The sequence below is a fragment of the Serratia sp. DD3 genome (genome assembly GCF_000496755.2).
Genome location: NZ_AYKS02000074.1, coordinates 1 through 17,835 on the forward strand (window position 1 = coordinate 1; position 17,835 = coordinate 17,835).

Genomic DNA, 17,835 nt, shown 5'->3' on the forward strand with positions numbered 1-17,835 from the left:
AGCCATCATGGCACTCGATAATCCCATGAAAAAATAATTATTTTGTGTTGTTACATATATTGGCATAATGTTTTTCTGCTAAATTATTTTATTCCAATATACAATATGTATATTGATTGATTTTAAAGCGGGTTATAAATGGTGCGTGGAATAAGTTTTTACACAAGGTATAATATCTTTGATACTGTATCTACCTGCAGTATGTTCAGTGGGTAGTTAGCTATCTGCCACAATGGTTTCACTATAAAGTTGAGTGATACTTTCTTCTTTCAATCGATATCCTCTACTACGTATAGTCAGTATAAAATCTTCTGCTAAACCAATCTGGTTTAGTTTATCTCTTAACTCCTTCGTCACCTGGTTTAGTCGTTTGTAAGATGAAATAAGCCCACGCTTATCCCAGACTTCACTTAAAATATTTTCATAGGGAATAACCGTTTGTTTAGCATTCTCGAGTAGGTAAATAAACAACGCCATCGAGGTTTCACTTAAAAATACGGCTTCTGACATATAATAGTTCTGCTTTTGAAGTGCATATATGCGTGAAACGGTTCTTTGTTCAATGTCGACACGAATTTCACTCCCAATAAGGTAACCATAAATATTTTTATGCATAGCGACGCTCCAGTAATTCCTCATGGATTAGATGATTATTGAATCGAATTTATTGAATAATCAAATAGATGATGGTGGTAATAAAGGTAAGATTAATCTTAATTCGGGCCTATTATCGCAACATGAAGCGGGTAAAAAAACCCACAAAGACAATTGACCCCTGTGATTCTTTATCTGGTAAAGGTGATGGAAATTCTCTTATGTAAAATAATTACCTTTGTTTTACAAAAAAAATGGAGTTTATCCCTGCCTTTTGAGTGATTGGTAGGTGGGTTATATTCACCAATTTAATTAAATTTTAAGGTTATCGTCCTGTTAATTTTTGGTATCAAAAATGTTTACACCAAAAAGGAGCTATTGAACCGGAAATACACCTCGTCAGCATGGAATGAGTGAGATAAGAGTCATTAGGGTTAAACAGATGAAAATTGTAAAGGCCATTAAATACCCAGGAGAAGGGGAATCTCAAGGAGTAAAAATCTCTCAATAAAGGGGAGTGCAAATTTTTAAATCAACTTAAGAGCCTTTTAAGATCATCCAAACCACATAACTAATTGATTTTATGTTATTTTTTTCTTTCTCATTGAGCGGGTGTTTTGTGCTTAATTAATGAACTAAATATATATTATATAAAATACCTTGTGTGATAATAATCACATCAATAGGTTAGCCATATAGACTAATAAAATATTGATATGCCACCCCCAGTAATATCTAACAAGGTTATGAATTATCGGGGGGCGGGGTTTTTATAGCGTAAATAGTGGTTTTATAGCGCAAATAGTATTGATGTTCTGTTGTTGTAAATACAACAGATATAGGCATTAGTCTTTGAGGGATCACGAGTAAAATTTGTGGTTAGGTTTGATTATGAGTATTTATATTCACAGTTATATTATTGACAATGAAGTTAGAGTTGATGTTGAACAAATGGTGGTGGCGCGTATATTTTCATCACGTAAAGCCAATTATTATTCTGCCGAGGCGGTCTTTCTCGGGGAAACAGCAATGAAGCTGTTTGCATTTCTTCTTGAACGCTCCAAGCAGAGTATTGTGTTATATGATGATATTTTAGATGAAGTCTGGGATAAGCGTGGGCTTATTTCTTCTTATAAACGTTTGAGCCAGGTAATGATGGGGTTAAAGGCAAAGCTGCAGGATCTCGGCTTGGCGGATGACTTTATCCGCACTGTTCGTGGCAAGGGGTATCGCGTGAAGGATATGGATATTCTGCCTCTATATAGTATGCCGATGATCAATGAAAATGATATCGTTGGCAATGGCTGTTAGCCGTAGTTGAATTTTAAGTCGGCAGTGAGCAGCTTTACACTATCTAAAAAATCATTGAAATTGGCTGTAATAGATAAACTAACGAGTTTAACCTTACTTGTTAAGTATGGCTTCGCTATTATTGCAATAGCCAAAGGGAATGACATTACTGGAAATAAGATGGTTTCCATCATGTTCAGGGGTGATTCTAAAAGTTAAAATATCGGGGTTTATAAAATGGGTATATATCATACTTCGCATAAATGGAGATAGATTTTTGGGCAGCACATCTTCGACATTTTTATTCATTGTGTCTGTGATTTTTAAAACATACTCGTTATTCTTTGGTGATGAGTAGGAGAAGGCTAGGCGTTGAGATATGGGGAACTTTGTATCATCTGTTGTATTTACAATCGCATTTATATTCATATTTCCTTTTGGCTTGATAAAAGAGATGCTAACGACAGCATTAATTTTTTCCTCTCCAAGGTCACTTTCATAGCTAGCATTTAATATAATGTGGCACTTCATGTTCTCGATTTTTTTTTGAGTGTGAAAATCATATAAAAATCCCAACCCTACACCGGAGCCTAGTAGAAGTAAAATAATTAATGGCATTAATTTCATTGGATTACCTCAAGTCAGCCATAAAGTAAGAAATACACGCATCACTTTCTTTATAATTCGTCTCACATGCAATAAGTGATGTGCGATTTAAGAATGGAAGTGTAGAGTAATATATCTTCTGTGGCTGGCTACAGTTTACATTGTTTTTTATAATGTCTTTTTTCACATCATCCAGCGTTGTGCGTGATGTGAAAGTAAATATTTCACACTTGTCGATATCTCCAATACCGTGGTATTGCGATAAACTGGTATTTTTAGCCGAGTTAGAGTTAAGTAACCAGATGGTGATAAAAAATGTCACCAAGAAGGTTAATAGAGATAGGAAAGTAATAGTCGCTAGTCGATATTTGCTATTTCCCCTGGCAATATTTATTATTTTTTCCCATGCAGGCTTGCTTGCCGATGGTTCTGATGGCGTGACTTCTTCTTCAGGGTAAACATTAAAGGTTAAATTAATTTCATTTGATATACTGACCCCACGCCTTGGAATGGTGATGATAACTTCACGATCAAAACCAACTTCCTCGAAGGCTCGGCGCAGCATAGCGATGTGCTGGTAGAAGGTATTGGCCGTAATTTCAAGGCCATCATTTTCCCATACATTTTCAAAGAAATCATTTTGTGGTATTAAGTCGGGATGGCGTTCTATTAATAAAGCTAAACATTTATTGGTGCGAGAATAGAGCGTGACTTTTTTCTCTGGTTGACTAATGTTATACAGCAACGCGAGTTGACTGTTGTAAGCGATAACATTATCGAAAAAAACCAACATTACGATCCTCCTTTTTACTGAACAAACCAAACTGTGCTGTAAAAATAGGCAGATAAATTGTTTGGCTACATGTGTCTCAAAACTACGATGTCCAAGATTGTTACCACACATTTCGCAGGGCAGAAAATGTACAATAGTCTAAGAACTCGCTAAAAACCTCCCTAATACAGCTAAAAAATCTGTAGTCTAAGACCGCGAGAGTATATACCTGATTCGACTGCTGTACTAGCCAAGTAAATAAACCATGTTAATAACCGCATGTTATATAATGGTTTTTATAAAAAACATCTGCGATGAGGGGCATAAATCAACCCTAGTAACTGTGTGATTATTTGATGCATCGATATTTTGGCCTTTTACAGGGGCAGTAAACGATGTTAGGAAAATGAGTGTTTTACTGTGTGGTTTTAGAGGAGATTTTTTATCATCATATTGACTAAAATAAATTAATCATGATTGTCAAAACACCAGAGCCGTTAACGTCATTACTCTAATATTACCTTGATTCCGGTCTGGCATAGTTTCGTTTCGTAGAATTGAGTTATTGATAGGTTATCGCCATAGTGGCGGTTGCGTTAAAATTTCCTGTAGCTAAAGCGGTTGTCCCATTTTTATAAGGCACACTGGTAAAGGTAAAGTTGCTGTTGGCATTATTAATGTTGGTCATCCCTTGGTTAATAGGAAAGCCATTGCCCGCGCCATTTAATGGTAATGGAAAGCTACTATTTACCGAGGCTCCCATATATAAGGCGATACCAAAGTTCTGGTTGCTACCCGCACTGGCTTGTAAAACGTTACTGGGGGCGCCAGTCAGTTGAGTCGCTATAACTTGAACATAGGGGGTGCCCCGGTAGTAGCTACAACTGATTGGTACGGTGGTCGATTTTGCACCGTTAACCCCATTGACATTCGCGACAGCAATATCGCCAAAATTAACAGAAATAGCGTTACCTCCATTAATATTACAAGGAGGGATGTAGACAGTACCAGAGATATTAATCATGATATCTACAGCGTAGCTAGGCACTGAAGTTAGCAGTGATGCCCCCATCACAAACAAACTGACAGGGAGTTTAAACCAGAACTTTTTTTCCATGATATATCAATATCCAGTCAGGTTGATTTTTAAGGAATTTAAATAGTTATACTTATTAGACAATAAGTTGCACATATTCATTAGAGGATCCCCCCCCTAGTTGTCCACATGCAACTTCAATAAGTATACTGAGGCATCCGTTTACTGGTAAATAATCGCAATGGATGCCGAAGCAGTAAAAGTCCCTGCTGCCAGTCTCGTATAATCAGACGTTACTGGTGCTGCAGTCAGGGTAAATGTACGGTTACTGCCAGTCCCTGTCATACCATTGGTCGCTGCATAGCCAACACCACCACCTGCTCCCAATAGCAATCTCCTATTTGCATCAATCCCAGTACCTTGATAAAGCGCAATACCCAATGCAGTCTGGTTGGTGGCTAAAATATTACTTGGTGCAGCTTGCCCGGTCATTACTGTACCGCCAATCAGCACGTAAGGTGTACCAACGCTATAGGGGCAATTAAGTGTAATGGCTTGGGTCACTGCATTGGTACCTGGGCTGGCAATAGTGCTGACCCTTTGAATCTCCATTGATGGAAAAACAATAGAAATATCAGTATTGTTATTGACTACGCAATTAGGGATAATCAGAGTTCCGCTAAATCTCAGGTCCACAGCACTTGCCTGAAATGATATGCAGAATGCACTGGCATAAATCATTTTTTTCAAAATATTTTTCTGTTTCATGATGATATCAACTCATTGGTAAGATAGTTCAAATTGTACTGTTGCCATATAAACACCCGGGGCAACACTCCTGTTTTGTACAGCCTCAGATGTGGCCTGAACAAAAGCTTTAAAAGGTAATCTGACCTGATCACTGTTTACTAAGAGACCCTGGCCGGTGACCGTACCTATTGGTAGTAATGTTTGCCCATCGGTATCAATAATCCCGATAGCCAGTTTCCCCGCATTATTGCCTTGCACCGCGACATAACCAGGTAATGCTGATTCAGTTGTTCCGCGAAATGTGATTTTAACCAGTTTACCCAACGTACTGGCATAGCAATGAACCAGGTTAATGGCGAACGCTACACTAGGTGTCTTGGCAGGTAATACCCAAAAATCACGATATGGTCGTGTAGGAAATATTACTTCTTGCTGCAGGCTGTCGTTATCAATGGTACAAGGGCGATCAAATAATTCACCGCTGAATTGCATTTGACTATTGCTTTCGGCGTGGGCAGGTGAGAGGCTCAACATCAATATAGCCAATCCAGCCATGATAAATTTTATTACCCTTGCACTATATTGCATAAATACCTCGCGCACTTATTTTATTCAGATTTCAGAGCAGCCCTTGGTGGTCTACCTCCTGACTGATTTTTATTTTGGTTGCTAACCAATAGCAACTTGAGCAAACAGTAGTACCTGTTTTTATGTTGTAATAACGTAAAGCCCCCTCTACTTTTGATGGCTATCTACTTTGCTTTTATTACAACTATTTCAATGCTTTTAATATCAGCTGATATAATATGAATACTTCTTTTTTTGTGTCAATCCGCTAATATCCATTAGTTAACAACCTGTTAAAGGATAACATTACCCTTTAAGCACGGTACAACGTGCAGCACTACAGCTGAATTTTAAAACTGGGCGGCCACCGTAGTCATCAATGTAAGTTAGATGCGGAGTGGAGTAACCACCTGATTTTACATTCATATTAGACTTTGGAGCTAACATGACTGACTGAAACTCACCCTCATCAGCCTCTTTTTTACTGTTACCCATGCCAATGACTGTAACGTAGTAAGGTGTTGGGTTTTCAATACGGTATCCATCAGCCACTTTATTTAATACTAACTGATCCTGCCAGACAGTATTTGGCGTAGTCATAATGGACTTTGGCCGATAGAATAATTTTATCTTGGTCTGTAGTGCTATTTGTAGCACGTTCGCTTTTTCACTTTTTGGTGGAATTTCACGCAGGTTAAAATAAAATAGTGACTCCCTGTCTTGAGGTAATTGACTGATCTCTGGTGTCGAGATAACCCTGATTGCTGCTTTTTCTTGCGGTTCAAGACGTTGTACCGGCGGTGTTACCAGCAATGGACCAGTTGTTATTTTAACTTGTTTTTCATCTTCCAACCATGTTTGAGCCAGATAGGGTAACTGGCTATTATCATTAGATATGTTGACTGAAACGGATTTTTCTCCACCATCAAAAACGACCCGTGTACGATCCAATGAAATTGCCGCATGGGCTGCAGGCCCTAGCGCGATCACCCCAGCTATGATTAATAGAATGCTAGTGATACTTGATACTTTTGACATAAAAACTCCACATAAAGATTCAGTCTTGCAAAATAGAGATTAATTTTGATGCAAACAGGGACTAGTGATAAAGTCTCCTCTTTCCATTATTCTGCTGGCATAGTGATAATATCCCGGCAGGGTAGTAACAGTTGTTTTCCTTCAACGACGTCGTTAGGAATAGTTATCTGACATTTCTGTTTATTATCCCAAGATACGTTCAGTGTTTCGCCAGCGGCGATGCCACTCAACCAAGCTAGGCCATCTTCGCTGACAATGCCTAGTTCGCTGCCTGCACTATTGTTGACACTGGCACCAAATGGCGGATAACTATTATCTGAAAGCCGCAATACAGCAAATAGGCGTATCCCCTTTAACACCTCAAATTTCCTGTAGCCCACCGCACCTTCAGTTAGTACTGATTCTACTGTCGTTCGTTTGGCTTCCATATTATCGGGTAGCTTGTCCAAATCTACTGAGGTCAGGTTACGTTGGTAACTGCTGATGTTGTTGACTACGCCGATTCCCCAACGGTTAGTTTTAACTCGGCTTCCATCAATGGGTACACCCGCGATACCATCAGTATCGACCAAGAGCCGGGTACCACCATTGATACCACCACTGTGCAGTGCGGCACCTTTAGTGGTGACTGTTGCCCCACCGGTGAGATTAATACCGGCCGCGACATAGTTGTCTTCGACATAGGTCATATTACCTGCGACGCTGACTAACGGACTGCTATGAGTGTAATAGCCACTAAACTGTGACTGAGCATTTTGTTCACCACCGGAATTAACCCCGGCATTAACATTATAGCTATCCAGCCCCCCATTAACGGTTGAGCTATATCCTACCGTTTGTGTATAGCGGTCATTGTTTTTGCTGCCATTATAGCTAATATACCCACTGCCAAGTGGCATTGATAATCGAAAGAATAGGGCGTTATTATTGGCAGTCTGATATTTGGTACGTGATGCAGACATCCCCAATGAAACGTTCTTAAAGCCAAAGATATCAAAATAGCGGTTAACATTTAATGCATAATAGTTAGAAATCCCTTGATCCCAAAAGGTTTGATAGCTGTATTGCAGGTTGACCGAAGTCTGCAAGGATTCAAAATTTTTATTTAACGTGATCGTATACTGTTCTTTCTCTTGCCCGAAACTGTTATCACGGTAACGATTATCCAGATACTGTTGCATCGTCAGATAACCTTTTTCAGAAAAACGATAGCCAGCAAAGGTGATATCGGTATTCGCCTGATCAAAGAATTTGGAGTAACTAAACCGCCATGATTTCCCTTGTTTATTACCATGCTCAGGTAAGTTAGCCAGAGATTGTGTGACATCTGCAGATAATGTGCCCAATAGGTTCATGTCACGCCCAAGCCCGAGCGCGATAGCATGATATTCCCCTGCTTCTATCCCTCCCCCGTACAGGGACCAACTGTTGCTTATCCCCCAGGAAGCTTCACCACTGAGAAATGCCGGTCCCTCAAGTTCGTGATTATTCACGCGGGAGCGCCCACCAAAGAGTTTATAGCGCACCTGGCCTGGACGTGTGAGGTAAGGAACATAGGCAGTATCAACAGTAAAGGTTTTCTTCTGTCCCGTTTGTTCTAGTATCTCAACATCCAGCCGACCCCGCACAGAACTGTCCAGATCTTGAATGGTAAATGGCCCCGCAGGTACGGTACTGTCATAAAGCACTCTTCCCTGTTGTGAAATAATCACACGGGCATTGGTGTCCGCAATTCCTGATACTTGTGGAGCATAGCCACGTAGTTTAGGGGGGAGCATCCGGTCATCGCTGGTCAGGCTTGCTCCGGTATACAACCAGCTACTGAAAATATCTGAGCTAAGATAGTTTTCTCCCAGCATTAACATGGCGCGTAATTGCGGCAATGAGCGATAGGCATAATAACGACTCCAATCAAAGGAGTTTTGGTTACCCATACCTTGATTGCCTCGGTAATTACTACTGTAATTACCTTGGTAATCAGCTCGTAAACGCCATGGTCCAATATTTGCGCCAGTTGTACCGTTATAGCTTACATTTTCTCTGTTTGCTTCGGATTTATTTTTAGTGCTATCGGCATTGATATTATAATCCAACAGCAAGGCTGGGATACCCTCTTCCCAACGAGAAGGAGGTAACCAAGACTGGTCAGAATATTCCAACCATATTTGTGGCATATTCACCAATAATAGACTATCTGCCATATTGGTACTTAACTCAAAGCCTTTTAGCGCACTAAAATCGGCACATTGCCCTTGATGCCAGTAGGTCACCTTTTTTAATGCCACCTCTGTTAATCCCATTTTTTCTACAATTTCAGCAGAAAGACAGGGCTGAGGTAACACAGTCGTGGGTTCTTTTTCAGAATTCTCACTTTCTTCACCATTTTTATCTCGCTCAATAAACTCTATCGAGACGCTACCGGGGGTTATTGCTTGTTTGTTTAGTTGTATCTGCAGCGGATAGGTTCCCGGAAGAACATAGCCCTTTTGAGAAAACCTCGAAAAATCAATGTTTTCCCTATCGCTCGTATCCAGTACATCGGTATTAAACTCAATGGCATAGGCGCTATCCTGAGATGATAAAAAAAACATAAAAACCGTAATGTTTCTGATGAAAGAATTTATTTTTATCATTTTAACTAACCAATAACCGACGGGTGTTGATTGTAAAGTGAGCTATAGGAGTCTTGATCTTTGATGCGGTTTTTTATGATTTCTTAAAAGTCATGGCTTTAAATGACTATATTCATATCATTGCTTATGGCGACTCCATCGCCCACGGTATTTCTTGGCAATTCTTGCCCTTGGCTGAATGCAACTTGGAATATAAAGCAAGCGAATATAAATATTTATTGATAATTTACTTTGAATTTCAATGCAAAATTATAATGTCCGCTATGTACAATATTTTCACTGTTAGTTAAGTACACTTTATAATCCAACTCCTTTTCATTTTTACCTAATACTTGAGGCGGTAATGGGATACCAGAAGAAGCCCAACTTCCTCTACTATCCTGTATCTTGAGGTCAATGCCAGTGGCGGCATCGCTACTGTTAGTAATATCTACTCTTTCCCATTCAAAGAGAATTTCGATTAAGTGGCCTGTATAGTCATCTTTCCCTAACTCACAACCGGTCATTCTCAGCTTTAGTACTTTCTCTGGTAGTGAAGGTATACTTTGCAATTCACTTATAGGGGTGACCCCCATATCAATGGTCTGATAATTATCATCCATCGCCAGATTACAGGCAGATGCAATAACAACTCCTGAAAAAGTAGCCCGACCAATGGCAAATTTATTTTTGCTTGTTACATCAATAAACGGACTCGCTGTATTGGTGAGCGGGATATCCGTCGCTGCGATGTTTGAACCGCCATACAAGCAAAAACTGATTAATACTAATGTTGTTTTTAAATGCATGGATTAGCCAATAGTTATATAAGTAGGCCTATATCTATCCCTTTCAAGTTGAAGAAAGTATTATTCGCTCCCTCCATGGAGCGCGTAACTCGTTACACCTTGAGATAGCTAGCTATATTACCCGCTTTATTATATAAATTTCATAATAATTTTGAGGGGTTATTGATACGCCAAGCTGAAGTTAGCCGTTGCATTGAACTCACCAGCGGTTACAGTTGCAACATCAGCCGCTTTGGCCACTGCGCCAAAAGTGAATTGGTTTGAGTTATCCTGCAGAACCATCGGTGCACTGGCGGAACCATCAAAGGAGATCTCGGCACCGGATTGTTGAGAGGTCAACACAATACCCACACCCGTACCGCCAGTTGTACCCAACATAGCTGGTTTACCCTGTACTGTTCCACCGGTAAAACTGACTGTTACTGTGCCATTTTTTCCACCCTGAACGAAGCTGGTGATATCGCAGTTAATCAATTCTATCTTGAAGTTTTTGGTGGGAGAAACACCACCCGCTTTCAGGTTTGCCAAGTTCAGTTGACCAAAATCAACGACTTGATCGGCAGAATCAGAGGTAATACCGCAAGGCGCATCGATAACGGTACCTTTAAACTGTACGGTTCCTGAACCCTGATCGGCTGCCTGAGCGGTCAGTGCAGTTAATGAGAGGGTCAAGATGCCAGTAGCTAATGCAATTTTAGACAGTTTCATTTACAACATTTCCTTATAATATAGATGATATTTTATTCCTGAAGTTAGTATGGTTTTCCATACTATACATCTCCACGCCAAGTGAGTTAAAACACATCTTTTATTAACCAAAAGCCAAGCTAATAACGTGTTTTCCAATGGGGATTCCATAGAGGTATCCCCATTGAAAAATGTGCATTTAAAAATAATCAGTTTAAAAAAAGTGTTGAGATATCTTTCGGCAACACTGACCTGATTTCTGCGCTTATCCTAGTGTTTCTTTTTATTGAAAGTAACCCACGCATCACGGGGTGTTTTTTATTCACTTCCATCTATCTTTATCTTAAACATTCACTTCTATGGTGGAATGTTCTGAATTTATTATTTTAATCAGACTTAAATCTGAATGATTGGTTTTTTCATGGAGAGTGAATTATTGTGAAGAAAGACGGTTTTTGGAACAAATCACCTAAGCGGGTGGGTATATTTATCTTGGCGATTGGAATCAAGAATTCTTGTTTTATTAAGGTGGTAAAGAGCTGGCTGTTGCGTGTTTATTAATCGTTTACGGAGCTATCATCTCATCATAAATATATTGCCTGGCGTGGGGGGACTGGTTATTACCCTAAAACATTTCCTAGTTGGAAGATCGGTAAATACATGGCGATAACCAGGGCCCCGACAATCCCGCCGACTATCATCAGCAGCATGGGTTCCAGTGTTTGAGCTAGTGTATCGGCGAGTTCATGGGTTTGCTGTTCATGCCAAAGCGCCAGTTTGCCTAGCAGGGTATCTAACGTACCGGATTCTTCACCTACACGAACTAACTGCTGGCATAAAGAAGGGAATAACGGTTGTTGTGCGAGTGCACGATGAAAAGGCGTCCCCTGACTGAGTTGTTGTTCAATAGATTCCAGCGCTTGACGGTAGAATATATTGTTTACTGACAACATCGCAGCATTCAGACCAGCAATCAGGGTTAGCCCTGCTTGTTGTGTCATTGCCAGAATATGAAATATCTGGCTCAGGTAGTTCCCCTTGATCAAGGATGAAATCAATGGAACACGTAATAAAAGCGCTTGTTCCCGCCGCTGCCACTGTGTCAATGGATGTAGTCGGCGCAGATAAAACCCGATGATCCCCACCAGCATACTGAGTAGATAAGGCCCGACATCAACCAGTAAATCAGAGAGTGACAGTAACCCTTGAGTAAACCAGGGAAGGGGAGCATCAAAGGATTGGTACACTTTAGCGAATTCTGGTAGCACCATAACCAGCATCAGGATGCTGACCAGCAGGGCAATCAAGCAGATAAACAGTGGATAACGCAGCGCTTTCATGACTTTTTTGTGCAATTTTTGCTGAATTTCCTGCTGTTTTGCCAGTTGCAGGCAACAATGATCCAGGTTTCCGGTCATTTCACCGATAGCGATAAGTTGGTGATAGATTAAGGGGAAAATATTGTGCTGCTCTGCGAGGACGGTAGATAAAGGTTGTCCGGCCGCCACTTTATCGCTTATTTCTGTTAGCAGACAGCGCCAGGCTGCAGATTGATGCTCCACAGCTAACAAGCGCAGGCTATTGACCAACGGCAACCCTGCTTGTAACAAGGTTGCCAATTGGCGGGTAAACTGGATCATCGGTTCGCCATGCCATTGTTTGGCAGGAACTCGCTGACCCGCACTGACTTGGTATGGCTGCAGATTTTGTGCCAGCAGTTGCTGATACACTTGGTGCTTTCCGGTAGCCATAAATTCGCCGTGTTGTATTACCCCATGGCTGTCAATCGCTTGCCAACGATAGAGACGTCGCCCAGTCATGCTGCGCTCTCTGGGGAGGTGAGTACGCCAACTACGCGATATATTTCTTCCAGTGAGGTGATGCCTTGCTCAACCAATGCCAGGCCAGCTTGCAGTAGTGTGATTTGCCCTTGTTGCTGGGCGATCTCCGCTAGTTGTATTACCGAGGCATTGTGCATCAGGGCATTTTGCACTTCTGGCGTGATATTGAGTAATTCATAGATACCAATACGGCCGTAATATCCGCCAAAACAGTGTTCGCAACCAGTAGCACACCAAGGAATAAGAGGAGCGGATCTGATCGTTGCCGGGAAATGGATACTATCGGTTTGCGGATGGCGACAATGTGAGCATAAGCGGCGCACCAAGCGTTGGGCAATCACCAGCTTCAAGCTGGCAGCCAGTAGATAACCCGGTATCCCCATTTGGGTCAGGCGCGTCAAGGTTTCACAAGTAGAATTAGTATGGAGAGTTGAGAGAACTAAATGCCCTGTTTGCGCGGCTTTTACGGCGATTTCGGCGGTTTCTTGGTCACGGATTTCGCCGATCATGATGACATCAGGGTCCTGCCGTAACAACGCTCGCAATACACGCGCGAAATCGAGATCGGTTTTGCTGTTGACTTGTGTCTGGTTGATGCCAAATACCGGGATTTCAATGGGGTCCTCCACACTGCACAAGTTACTCTGCGTGTCATTTAATTGGCGTAGGGCGCTATAGAGTGTCACGGTTTTACCGCTGCCAGTGGGGCCAGTTACCAGGATCATCCCTTGCGGATGGGACAGGGCATGGGCAAAAAAGCCAAGGGCTTCCTGACTCATACCGAGCTGTTCGAGAGGTAATTCCTGGCGGTCTGTTTGCAAGATCCTCAACACCACTTTTTCGCCATGTAGTGTTGGCAAGGTGGAGATACGCATTGAAAAGCTACTGTTGTCCAGTTGTACATTAAGTTGGCCATCTTGTGGCAGACGGCGTTCTGCTATATCCAGTTGCCCCATCACCTTCAATCTGGCGATAACCTGTGCTGCCAATAGGATGGGCGCTGAAGCAATAACCTGTAAAACACCATCGATTCTCAACCTGACGCGAAATGCTTGCGGGTAGGGTTCAAAATGCACATCAGAGGCACGTCGCTGTATTGCGCTACGTAGAGTTTGATTAATAAATTGTATGGCTGGTGTCTCACTGGTGTCATTAAGTGAGGCGGCAGGTTCCCCACTGTGTTCCGGCAGTGGTAGCGGGGAATTGGAGGACCATGTGTGTTGTGTCTGCTCCAGTCGGGCGAGGGGCCATTGTTCAATTTCAATGTTTTTACCGGTAGCGAAGCGTAGAGCCTGCACCAGCGCGGATGGGATCTCACCATGCAGGGCGACAGTCAGTCTCTGTTCATCTTCACTGAGTGCCAAGGCCTGATAATGCTGGCATAACGCGTGGATTTCGCTATTGATTTCCATAACTCAGCCCTCATTCACGGGTATTATCAAAGCGCAGAACTTCCTGACACGCCTCCAGCAAATTGCTGTTTTCACTGTTGCATTGGCGTGTCCATTGTAGTGAGCCGGTTGAAGTGATAGCCGGTGTCAGTGTGGCCGTCAGCCCTTGCAAACTCTGAGAACCAACGAGATTAATTACCCCCTGTTGCACCTGAATACGGCTGATATAACGTGATGCAGTTCCGGTAGGGATCCCCTTCTTGCCTTCATCGCACCCGGTCAGGCCGCCACCTTCAAGAGCGCATAATTCGACGGCCATTTTATAGGGTGCCATAGTCTGCAGCATGTCTGTCATGGCCGCTTTCTGGATATAACGCTGATAGGCTGGAATGCCAATTGCACTGAGTATGGCGATAATGGCGATCACCACCATAAGTTCGATGAGTGTAAAACCCTGTTGTTTTTCCATCAGTTGTGTCCTCCGTAGTTATTGGAAGACAACGTTAAAACGGTAATTGATAGGTAGCGAGAGGGGAATGGTTATTATGCGCAGCCTATCCAGCACAATAAGGTGGTATTACCGATTGTTGAAAAAGAATGCGCGGTGTTTCACAACCCAGAAACCAGCCCAGGTGCTCTTTAGGTTATCGCTGAGCCAGTTAAGTCTGAGCTATGCCAGTTGCCGGGGGCTAGATTACGAGGCCCATTTCTGGACCTCATCTAAAGGGGCACCCTTGCTGTACAACGAGATGTCAATATTATCCTAACTTTCAATGAGCTAGAGTCATGATGAGCGTTGAAGAAGCCGGAAATTATTTAAATCTCATCGAGAGATCAAGTGCGGTAACATGTTTGGTTAATGCGCCCACGGATATGTAATCCACACCGGTTTCGGCGAACAGGCGCAATGTTTTTTCTGTGACGTTGCCAGAAATTTCCAGTTGTATACGCCCTTGTGCTAGCGCGACTGCTTCACGCATCATTTCAATGCTGAAATTGTCCAGCATAACGATATCAGCCCCGGCATCCAGCGCCTGTTGAAGTTCGTCCAACGATTCCACTTCTACTTCCACCGGAACATCTGCGTGCAGCGAGAAGGCTTGTTCTATTGCATTCTTAATTGAGCCACAGGCGATAATGTGGTTTTCCTTGATCAGAAAAGCATCCGAGAGACCCAACCGATGATTGTTGCCCCCACCACATAACACCGCATATTTCAGTGCGCTGCGCAGGCCCGGTAATGTTTTCCGCGTATCCAACAGGCGGGTTTGTGTACCTTGCAACAGTTTTACATAATGGTGCGTGGTAGTTGCGACACCAGAAAGTGTTTGTACAAAGTTCAAGGCGGTACGTTCGCCGGTCAGCAATATTCGTGCTGGACCAGTCAATTGGCATAAAGGTTGGTTGGCGATCAGTAGATCGCCATCTTCTACCAGCCAGATGATATTGACCTGCCCACCTAATTGGACAAACACCTCTTCCAGCCAGCGACGACCACAAAAGATGCCCGCTTCACGGGTGATAACGGTGGCTTCGGCCTGTTTATCGGCAGGTAACAGTTGTGCGGTGATATCGCGCTCGGCATCGATAACTCCACCCAAATCTTCACGCAATGCCTGGGCGACGGTAGCGGGAATATCGCTGTTAATACGTTGAAAAAGCAAGGAACGACGGCTGTCGGCACTGTAGCGGCGTGTCGGCATAGAAAACTCCGAAATCGGCAGAAGGATAGCAAATGCTCATGCTACTCTGTTTTTTGGCCCTGCGCCAGCGGGTCGTTATCATTAATATCAATAGGTTAGAAAGGAAAGGTGACACTAAAAAGTGCTAACTATTGCCAGGGTGTGGATAATACGTGGGTCTTCTATGGCCTAATGGTCTTGATATTGGTTACGGACGATTGATGTAACAGCTAGGGGGGGCGTGGGTTTCCGGCTGATAGGTAACAAGCGGCGAGTTTGCAATTTATTGTGTAAAGGATCTAGAAAGGATTGCTGTACCGTCAGGATTCTGACCAGACAAAATGGAACCACGGAAAGCCCATTGGGACAGATTTAGCTCTCCGGTATCTATTGCGTTAGGTCTCGGGGTTGTGATTACTGTCCACAGGTATTAAACTAGATATGTTAGTTGATTGGGATCGCGCCGCTTATAGCGCGTGGTAGCAATGAAAAGAACCCGACCTCACCAGTTGGGTTTTTTTTCGTCTTTGGTTTTGCATTCCAGTTAACAGATTGAAATGGTAAAAATCCACTTATAATCCTCCACTGTTAGTTGTGTCGCCTCCATAAGCCGCCAGGGTAACCCCCCTGAGCTGACAATGATTTTCGGTTCATTGTTTAAGTCCTGTCTGAATACAGGTGGTGCTGATTCGGAGCCCAGGCGAAGGTGTGCGATCCCAATCAATTAACACATGACGGGAACCGGTCGGACAGGCAGTGTAAGGGCTATGATCGGTATATCGTGCTCCTGCAATATGGAGCAAACGGATGAAAGCATTTATTGATATTGCAATCATCACTCTAAGAGCGTTACTCGCGTTTCTAGAGTTGATCCGCGCATTCTGCAATTAAGAGTGACGGAAACGTAGATAAGGCCACCGGGGTTGTTGACTGGTGGCCTTTAACATTCCGCATTACTGATAATCCCCCGTAGCAAATTAGCTCGCCTATCCAGCGATTACAATTTGGACTATCAGTTCATGGCCATATGTGGATTGCTTTTTTATCCCCAAAGAAAAGCCCCGACATTGAACTGACCCCATAAATTTGGATGCTTTTGAGTTAAATCCCTTTAATATCAATTTATTAAATTCATTTTTCAGAATCATGCTACTCTGTTGTTAGAGTAAGTACCACAGCAAGCATTATACTCAAGTTCACTTGGGTGGCAGGTTGGCGTTAAGTGAAGAGGGTAATATAGGTATCCTCTGCTCGAAACTTGCAGAGTAATGAGAATTTAACCGAGACAAGGTGAGGATGAGCTGATGACGCTATTTACGCTATTACTGGTTTTGGCGTGGGAACGTCTATTTAAACAGGGTGAGCACTGGCAATTGGATCACTATCTTGACGTAGTGTTTCAGCGTCAGCATCGTTTCTCCTTGTTGCGGACGCTGGTGATGACCTTGGCCTGGATGGCTTTAGTATGGGCTATCTTATGGCTGTTACGGGGCCTGCTGTTTGGCGTCGTTTCATTACTGTTGTGGATAGCGATTGGCCTGTTGTGTGTGGGGGCCGGGGCGATACGTCAACATTATCGAGCCTATCTGCAGGCTGCGCAGCAAGGAGATAGCCATGCCAGTGATCAGATGGCGGAAGAGTTGTCACTGATTCATGGTTTGCCTGTGAATGGGAGCGTAGAAGAGCGCCTGCGTGAACTACAGAATGCCTTGTTATGGATTAACTACCGTTATTATCTGGCACCGCTGTTCTGGTTTGTGGTGTGCGGGCCTTATGGGCCAATCGCCTTGGCGGGATATGCATTTCTGCGGGCTTATCAAACCTGGTTGGCCCGCCATCATTCGCCACTGGAGCGTTCTCAGGCGGGGATAGAGTCCTTACTACATTGCCTGGATTGGATCCCGGTACGTCTGGCGGGGGTGGTTTATGCCTTGTTGGGGCACGGTGAAAAGGCATTGCCTGCGTGGTTTGCTTCGTTGTGGGACCGTCACACTTCACAGTATCAAGTATTGACGCGTTTGGCGCAGTTTTCACTGGCGCGCGAACCTCATACCGATCCCGTACAGACACCGCGTGCAGCCGTGTTGTTAGCGCGCAAGGTCACACTGTTTGTGGTGGTTGTGGTGGCGTTGCTGACAATTTACGGCGCATTGCTGTGAG

General features: G+C 43.1%; 16 protein-coding genes. 2 read left to right on the forward strand and 14 right to left on the reverse strand.

Annotated features, from left to right (window positions below):
- Positions 1-216 precede the first annotated feature (216 nt).
- Positions 217-615 carry a helix-turn-helix domain-containing protein gene (locus tag IO95_RS14470; RefSeq protein WP_037385900.1) on the reverse strand — a complete coding sequence of 133 codons (399 nt, stop codon included), beginning with the start codon at positions 613-615 and terminating at the stop codon, positions 217-219.
- A gap of 870 nt (positions 616-1,485) precedes the next feature.
- Here IO95_RS14470 and IO95_RS23575 point away from each other — a divergent pair.
- Entirely contained in the window at positions 1,486-1,905 is a 420-nt protein-coding gene (locus IO95_RS23575) for a helix-turn-helix domain-containing protein (RefSeq protein ID WP_023492924.1), read from the forward strand.
- Between the two features lie 93 nt (positions 1,906-1,998).
- On the opposite strand, the gene IO95_RS14480 is transcribed toward IO95_RS23575, so the two are convergent.
- The 13 genes from IO95_RS14480 to nadC form a co-directional block, all read right to left on the reverse strand.
- Entirely contained in the window at positions 1,999-2,511 is a 513-nt protein-coding gene (locus tag IO95_RS14480; RefSeq protein WP_037385902.1) for a hypothetical protein, read from the reverse strand.
- Between the two features lie 4 nt (positions 2,512-2,515).
- Entirely contained in the window at positions 2,516-3,283 is a 768-nt protein-coding gene (locus IO95_RS14485) for a winged helix-turn-helix domain-containing protein (protein ID WP_037385903.1), read from the reverse strand.
- A 541-nt stretch (positions 3,284-3,824) separates the two neighbouring features.
- Positions 3,825-4,379 carry a fimbrial protein gene (locus tag IO95_RS14490; RefSeq protein WP_023491264.1) on the reverse strand — a complete coding sequence of 185 codons (555 nt, stop codon included), beginning with the start codon at positions 4,377-4,379 and terminating at the stop codon, positions 3,825-3,827.
- Between the two features lie 141 nt (positions 4,380-4,520).
- Positions 4,521-5,066 (reverse strand): fimbrial protein, encoded by a 546-nt coding sequence (locus IO95_RS14495; protein ID WP_023491265.1) that lies wholly within the window; start codon positions 5,064-5,066, stop codon positions 4,521-4,523.
- Between the two features lie 12 nt (positions 5,067-5,078).
- The gene (locus IO95_RS14500; RefSeq protein WP_235186775.1) at positions 5,079-5,651 is read right to left on the reverse strand and encodes a fimbrial protein; all 573 of its coding nucleotides are present in this window, start codon (positions 5,649-5,651) and stop codon (positions 5,079-5,081) included.
- A gap of 270 nt (positions 5,652-5,921) precedes the next feature.
- Positions 5,922-6,653, reverse strand: coding sequence for a molecular chaperone (locus tag IO95_RS14505; RefSeq protein WP_037385909.1), 732 nt, complete (start codon positions 6,651-6,653; stop codon positions 5,922-5,924).
- An 86-nt stretch (positions 6,654-6,739) separates the two neighbouring features.
- Complete coding sequence (locus IO95_RS14510; RefSeq protein ID WP_037385911.1) at positions 6,740-9,244, reverse strand: fimbria/pilus outer membrane usher protein; 2,505 nt, start codon at positions 9,242-9,244, stop codon at positions 6,740-6,742.
- 257 nt (positions 9,245-9,501) lie between these two features.
- Positions 9,502-10,074 carry a fimbrial protein gene (locus IO95_RS14515; protein WP_051791247.1) on the reverse strand — a complete coding sequence of 191 codons (573 nt, stop codon included), beginning with the start codon at positions 10,072-10,074 and terminating at the stop codon, positions 9,502-9,504.
- Positions 10,075-10,233: 159 nt separating this feature from the next.
- The gene (locus IO95_RS14520) at positions 10,234-10,782 is read right to left on the reverse strand and encodes a fimbrial protein (RefSeq protein WP_023489854.1); all 549 of its coding nucleotides are present in this window, start codon (positions 10,780-10,782) and stop codon (positions 10,234-10,236) included.
- A gap of 599 nt (positions 10,783-11,381) precedes the next feature.
- Positions 11,382-12,581 carry a protein transport protein HofC gene (gene hofC, locus IO95_RS14525; protein WP_023489853.1) on the reverse strand — a complete coding sequence of 400 codons (1,200 nt, stop codon included), beginning with the start codon at positions 12,579-12,581 and terminating at the stop codon, positions 11,382-11,384.
- Entirely contained in the window at positions 12,578-14,014 is a 1,437-nt protein-coding gene (gene gspE, locus IO95_RS14530; RefSeq protein WP_023489852.1) for a type II secretion system protein GspE, read from the reverse strand. Before gspE ends, hofC begins: the two co-directional genes overlap by 4 nt.
- A gap of 10 nt (positions 14,015-14,024) precedes the next feature.
- Complete coding sequence (gene ppdD / locus IO95_RS14535; RefSeq protein WP_023489851.1) at positions 14,025-14,462, reverse strand: prepilin peptidase-dependent pilin; 438 nt, start codon at positions 14,460-14,462, stop codon at positions 14,025-14,027.
- Positions 14,463-14,805: 343 nt separating this feature from the next.
- Positions 14,806-15,696, reverse strand: coding sequence for a carboxylating nicotinate-nucleotide diphosphorylase (nadC, locus tag IO95_RS14540; RefSeq protein ID WP_023489850.1), 891 nt, complete (start codon positions 15,694-15,696; stop codon positions 14,806-14,808).
- Positions 15,697-16,979: 1,283 nt separating this feature from the next.
- Here nadC and ampE point away from each other — a divergent pair.
- Entirely contained in the window at positions 16,980-17,834 is an 855-nt protein-coding gene (gene ampE, locus IO95_RS14545; protein ID WP_023489849.1) for a beta-lactamase regulator AmpE, read from the forward strand.
- Position 17,835: the final 1 nt, after the last annotated feature.

Coding starts and splice junctions, on each gene's coding strand:
- IO95_RS14470 (WP_037385900.1), bottom strand. CDS start 615: ATGCATAAAAATATTTATGGTTACCTTATTGGGAGTGAAATTCGTGTC.
- IO95_RS23575 (WP_023492924.1), top strand. CDS start 1,486: ATGAGTATTTATATTCACAGTTATATTATTGACAATGAAGTTAGAGTT.
- IO95_RS14480 (WP_037385902.1), bottom strand. CDS start 2,511: ATGAAATTAATGCCATTAATTATTTTACTTCTACTAGGCTCCGGTGTA.
- IO95_RS14485 (WP_037385903.1), bottom strand. CDS start 3,283: ATGTTGGTTTTTTTCGATAATGTTATCGCTTACAACAGTCAACTCGCG.
- IO95_RS14490 (WP_023491264.1), bottom strand. CDS start 4,379: ATGGAAAAAAAGTTCTGGTTTAAACTCCCTGTCAGTTTGTTTGTGATG.
- IO95_RS14495 (WP_023491265.1), bottom strand. CDS start 5,066: ATGAAACAGAAAAATATTTTGAAAAAAATGATTTATGCCAGTGCATTC.
- IO95_RS14505 (WP_037385909.1), bottom strand. CDS start 6,653: ATGTCAAAAGTATCAAGTATCACTAGCATTCTATTAATCATAGCTGGG.
- IO95_RS14510 (WP_037385911.1), bottom strand. CDS start 9,244: ATGTTTTTTTTATCATCTCAGGATAGCGCCTATGCCATTGAGTTTAAT.
- IO95_RS14515 (WP_051791247.1), bottom strand. CDS start 10,074: ATGCATTTAAAAACAACATTAGTATTAATCAGTTTTTGCTTGTATGGC.
- IO95_RS14520 (WP_023489854.1), bottom strand. CDS start 10,782: ATGAAACTGTCTAAAATTGCATTAGCTACTGGCATCTTGACCCTCTCA.
- hofC (WP_023489853.1), bottom strand. CDS start 12,581: ATGACTGGGCGACGTCTCTATCGTTGGCAAGCGATTGACAGCCATGGG.
- gspE (WP_023489852.1), bottom strand. CDS start 14,014: ATGGAAATCAATAGCGAAATCCACGCGTTATGCCAGCATTATCAGGCC.
- ppdD (WP_023489851.1), bottom strand. CDS start 14,462: ATGGAAAAACAACAGGGTTTTACACTCATCGAACTTATGGTGGTGATC.
- nadC (WP_023489850.1), bottom strand. CDS start 15,696: ATGCCGACACGCCGCTACAGTGCCGACAGCCGTCGTTCCTTGCTTTTT.
- ampE (WP_023489849.1), top strand. CDS start 16,980: ATGACGCTATTTACGCTATTACTGGTTTTGGCGTGGGAACGTCTATTT.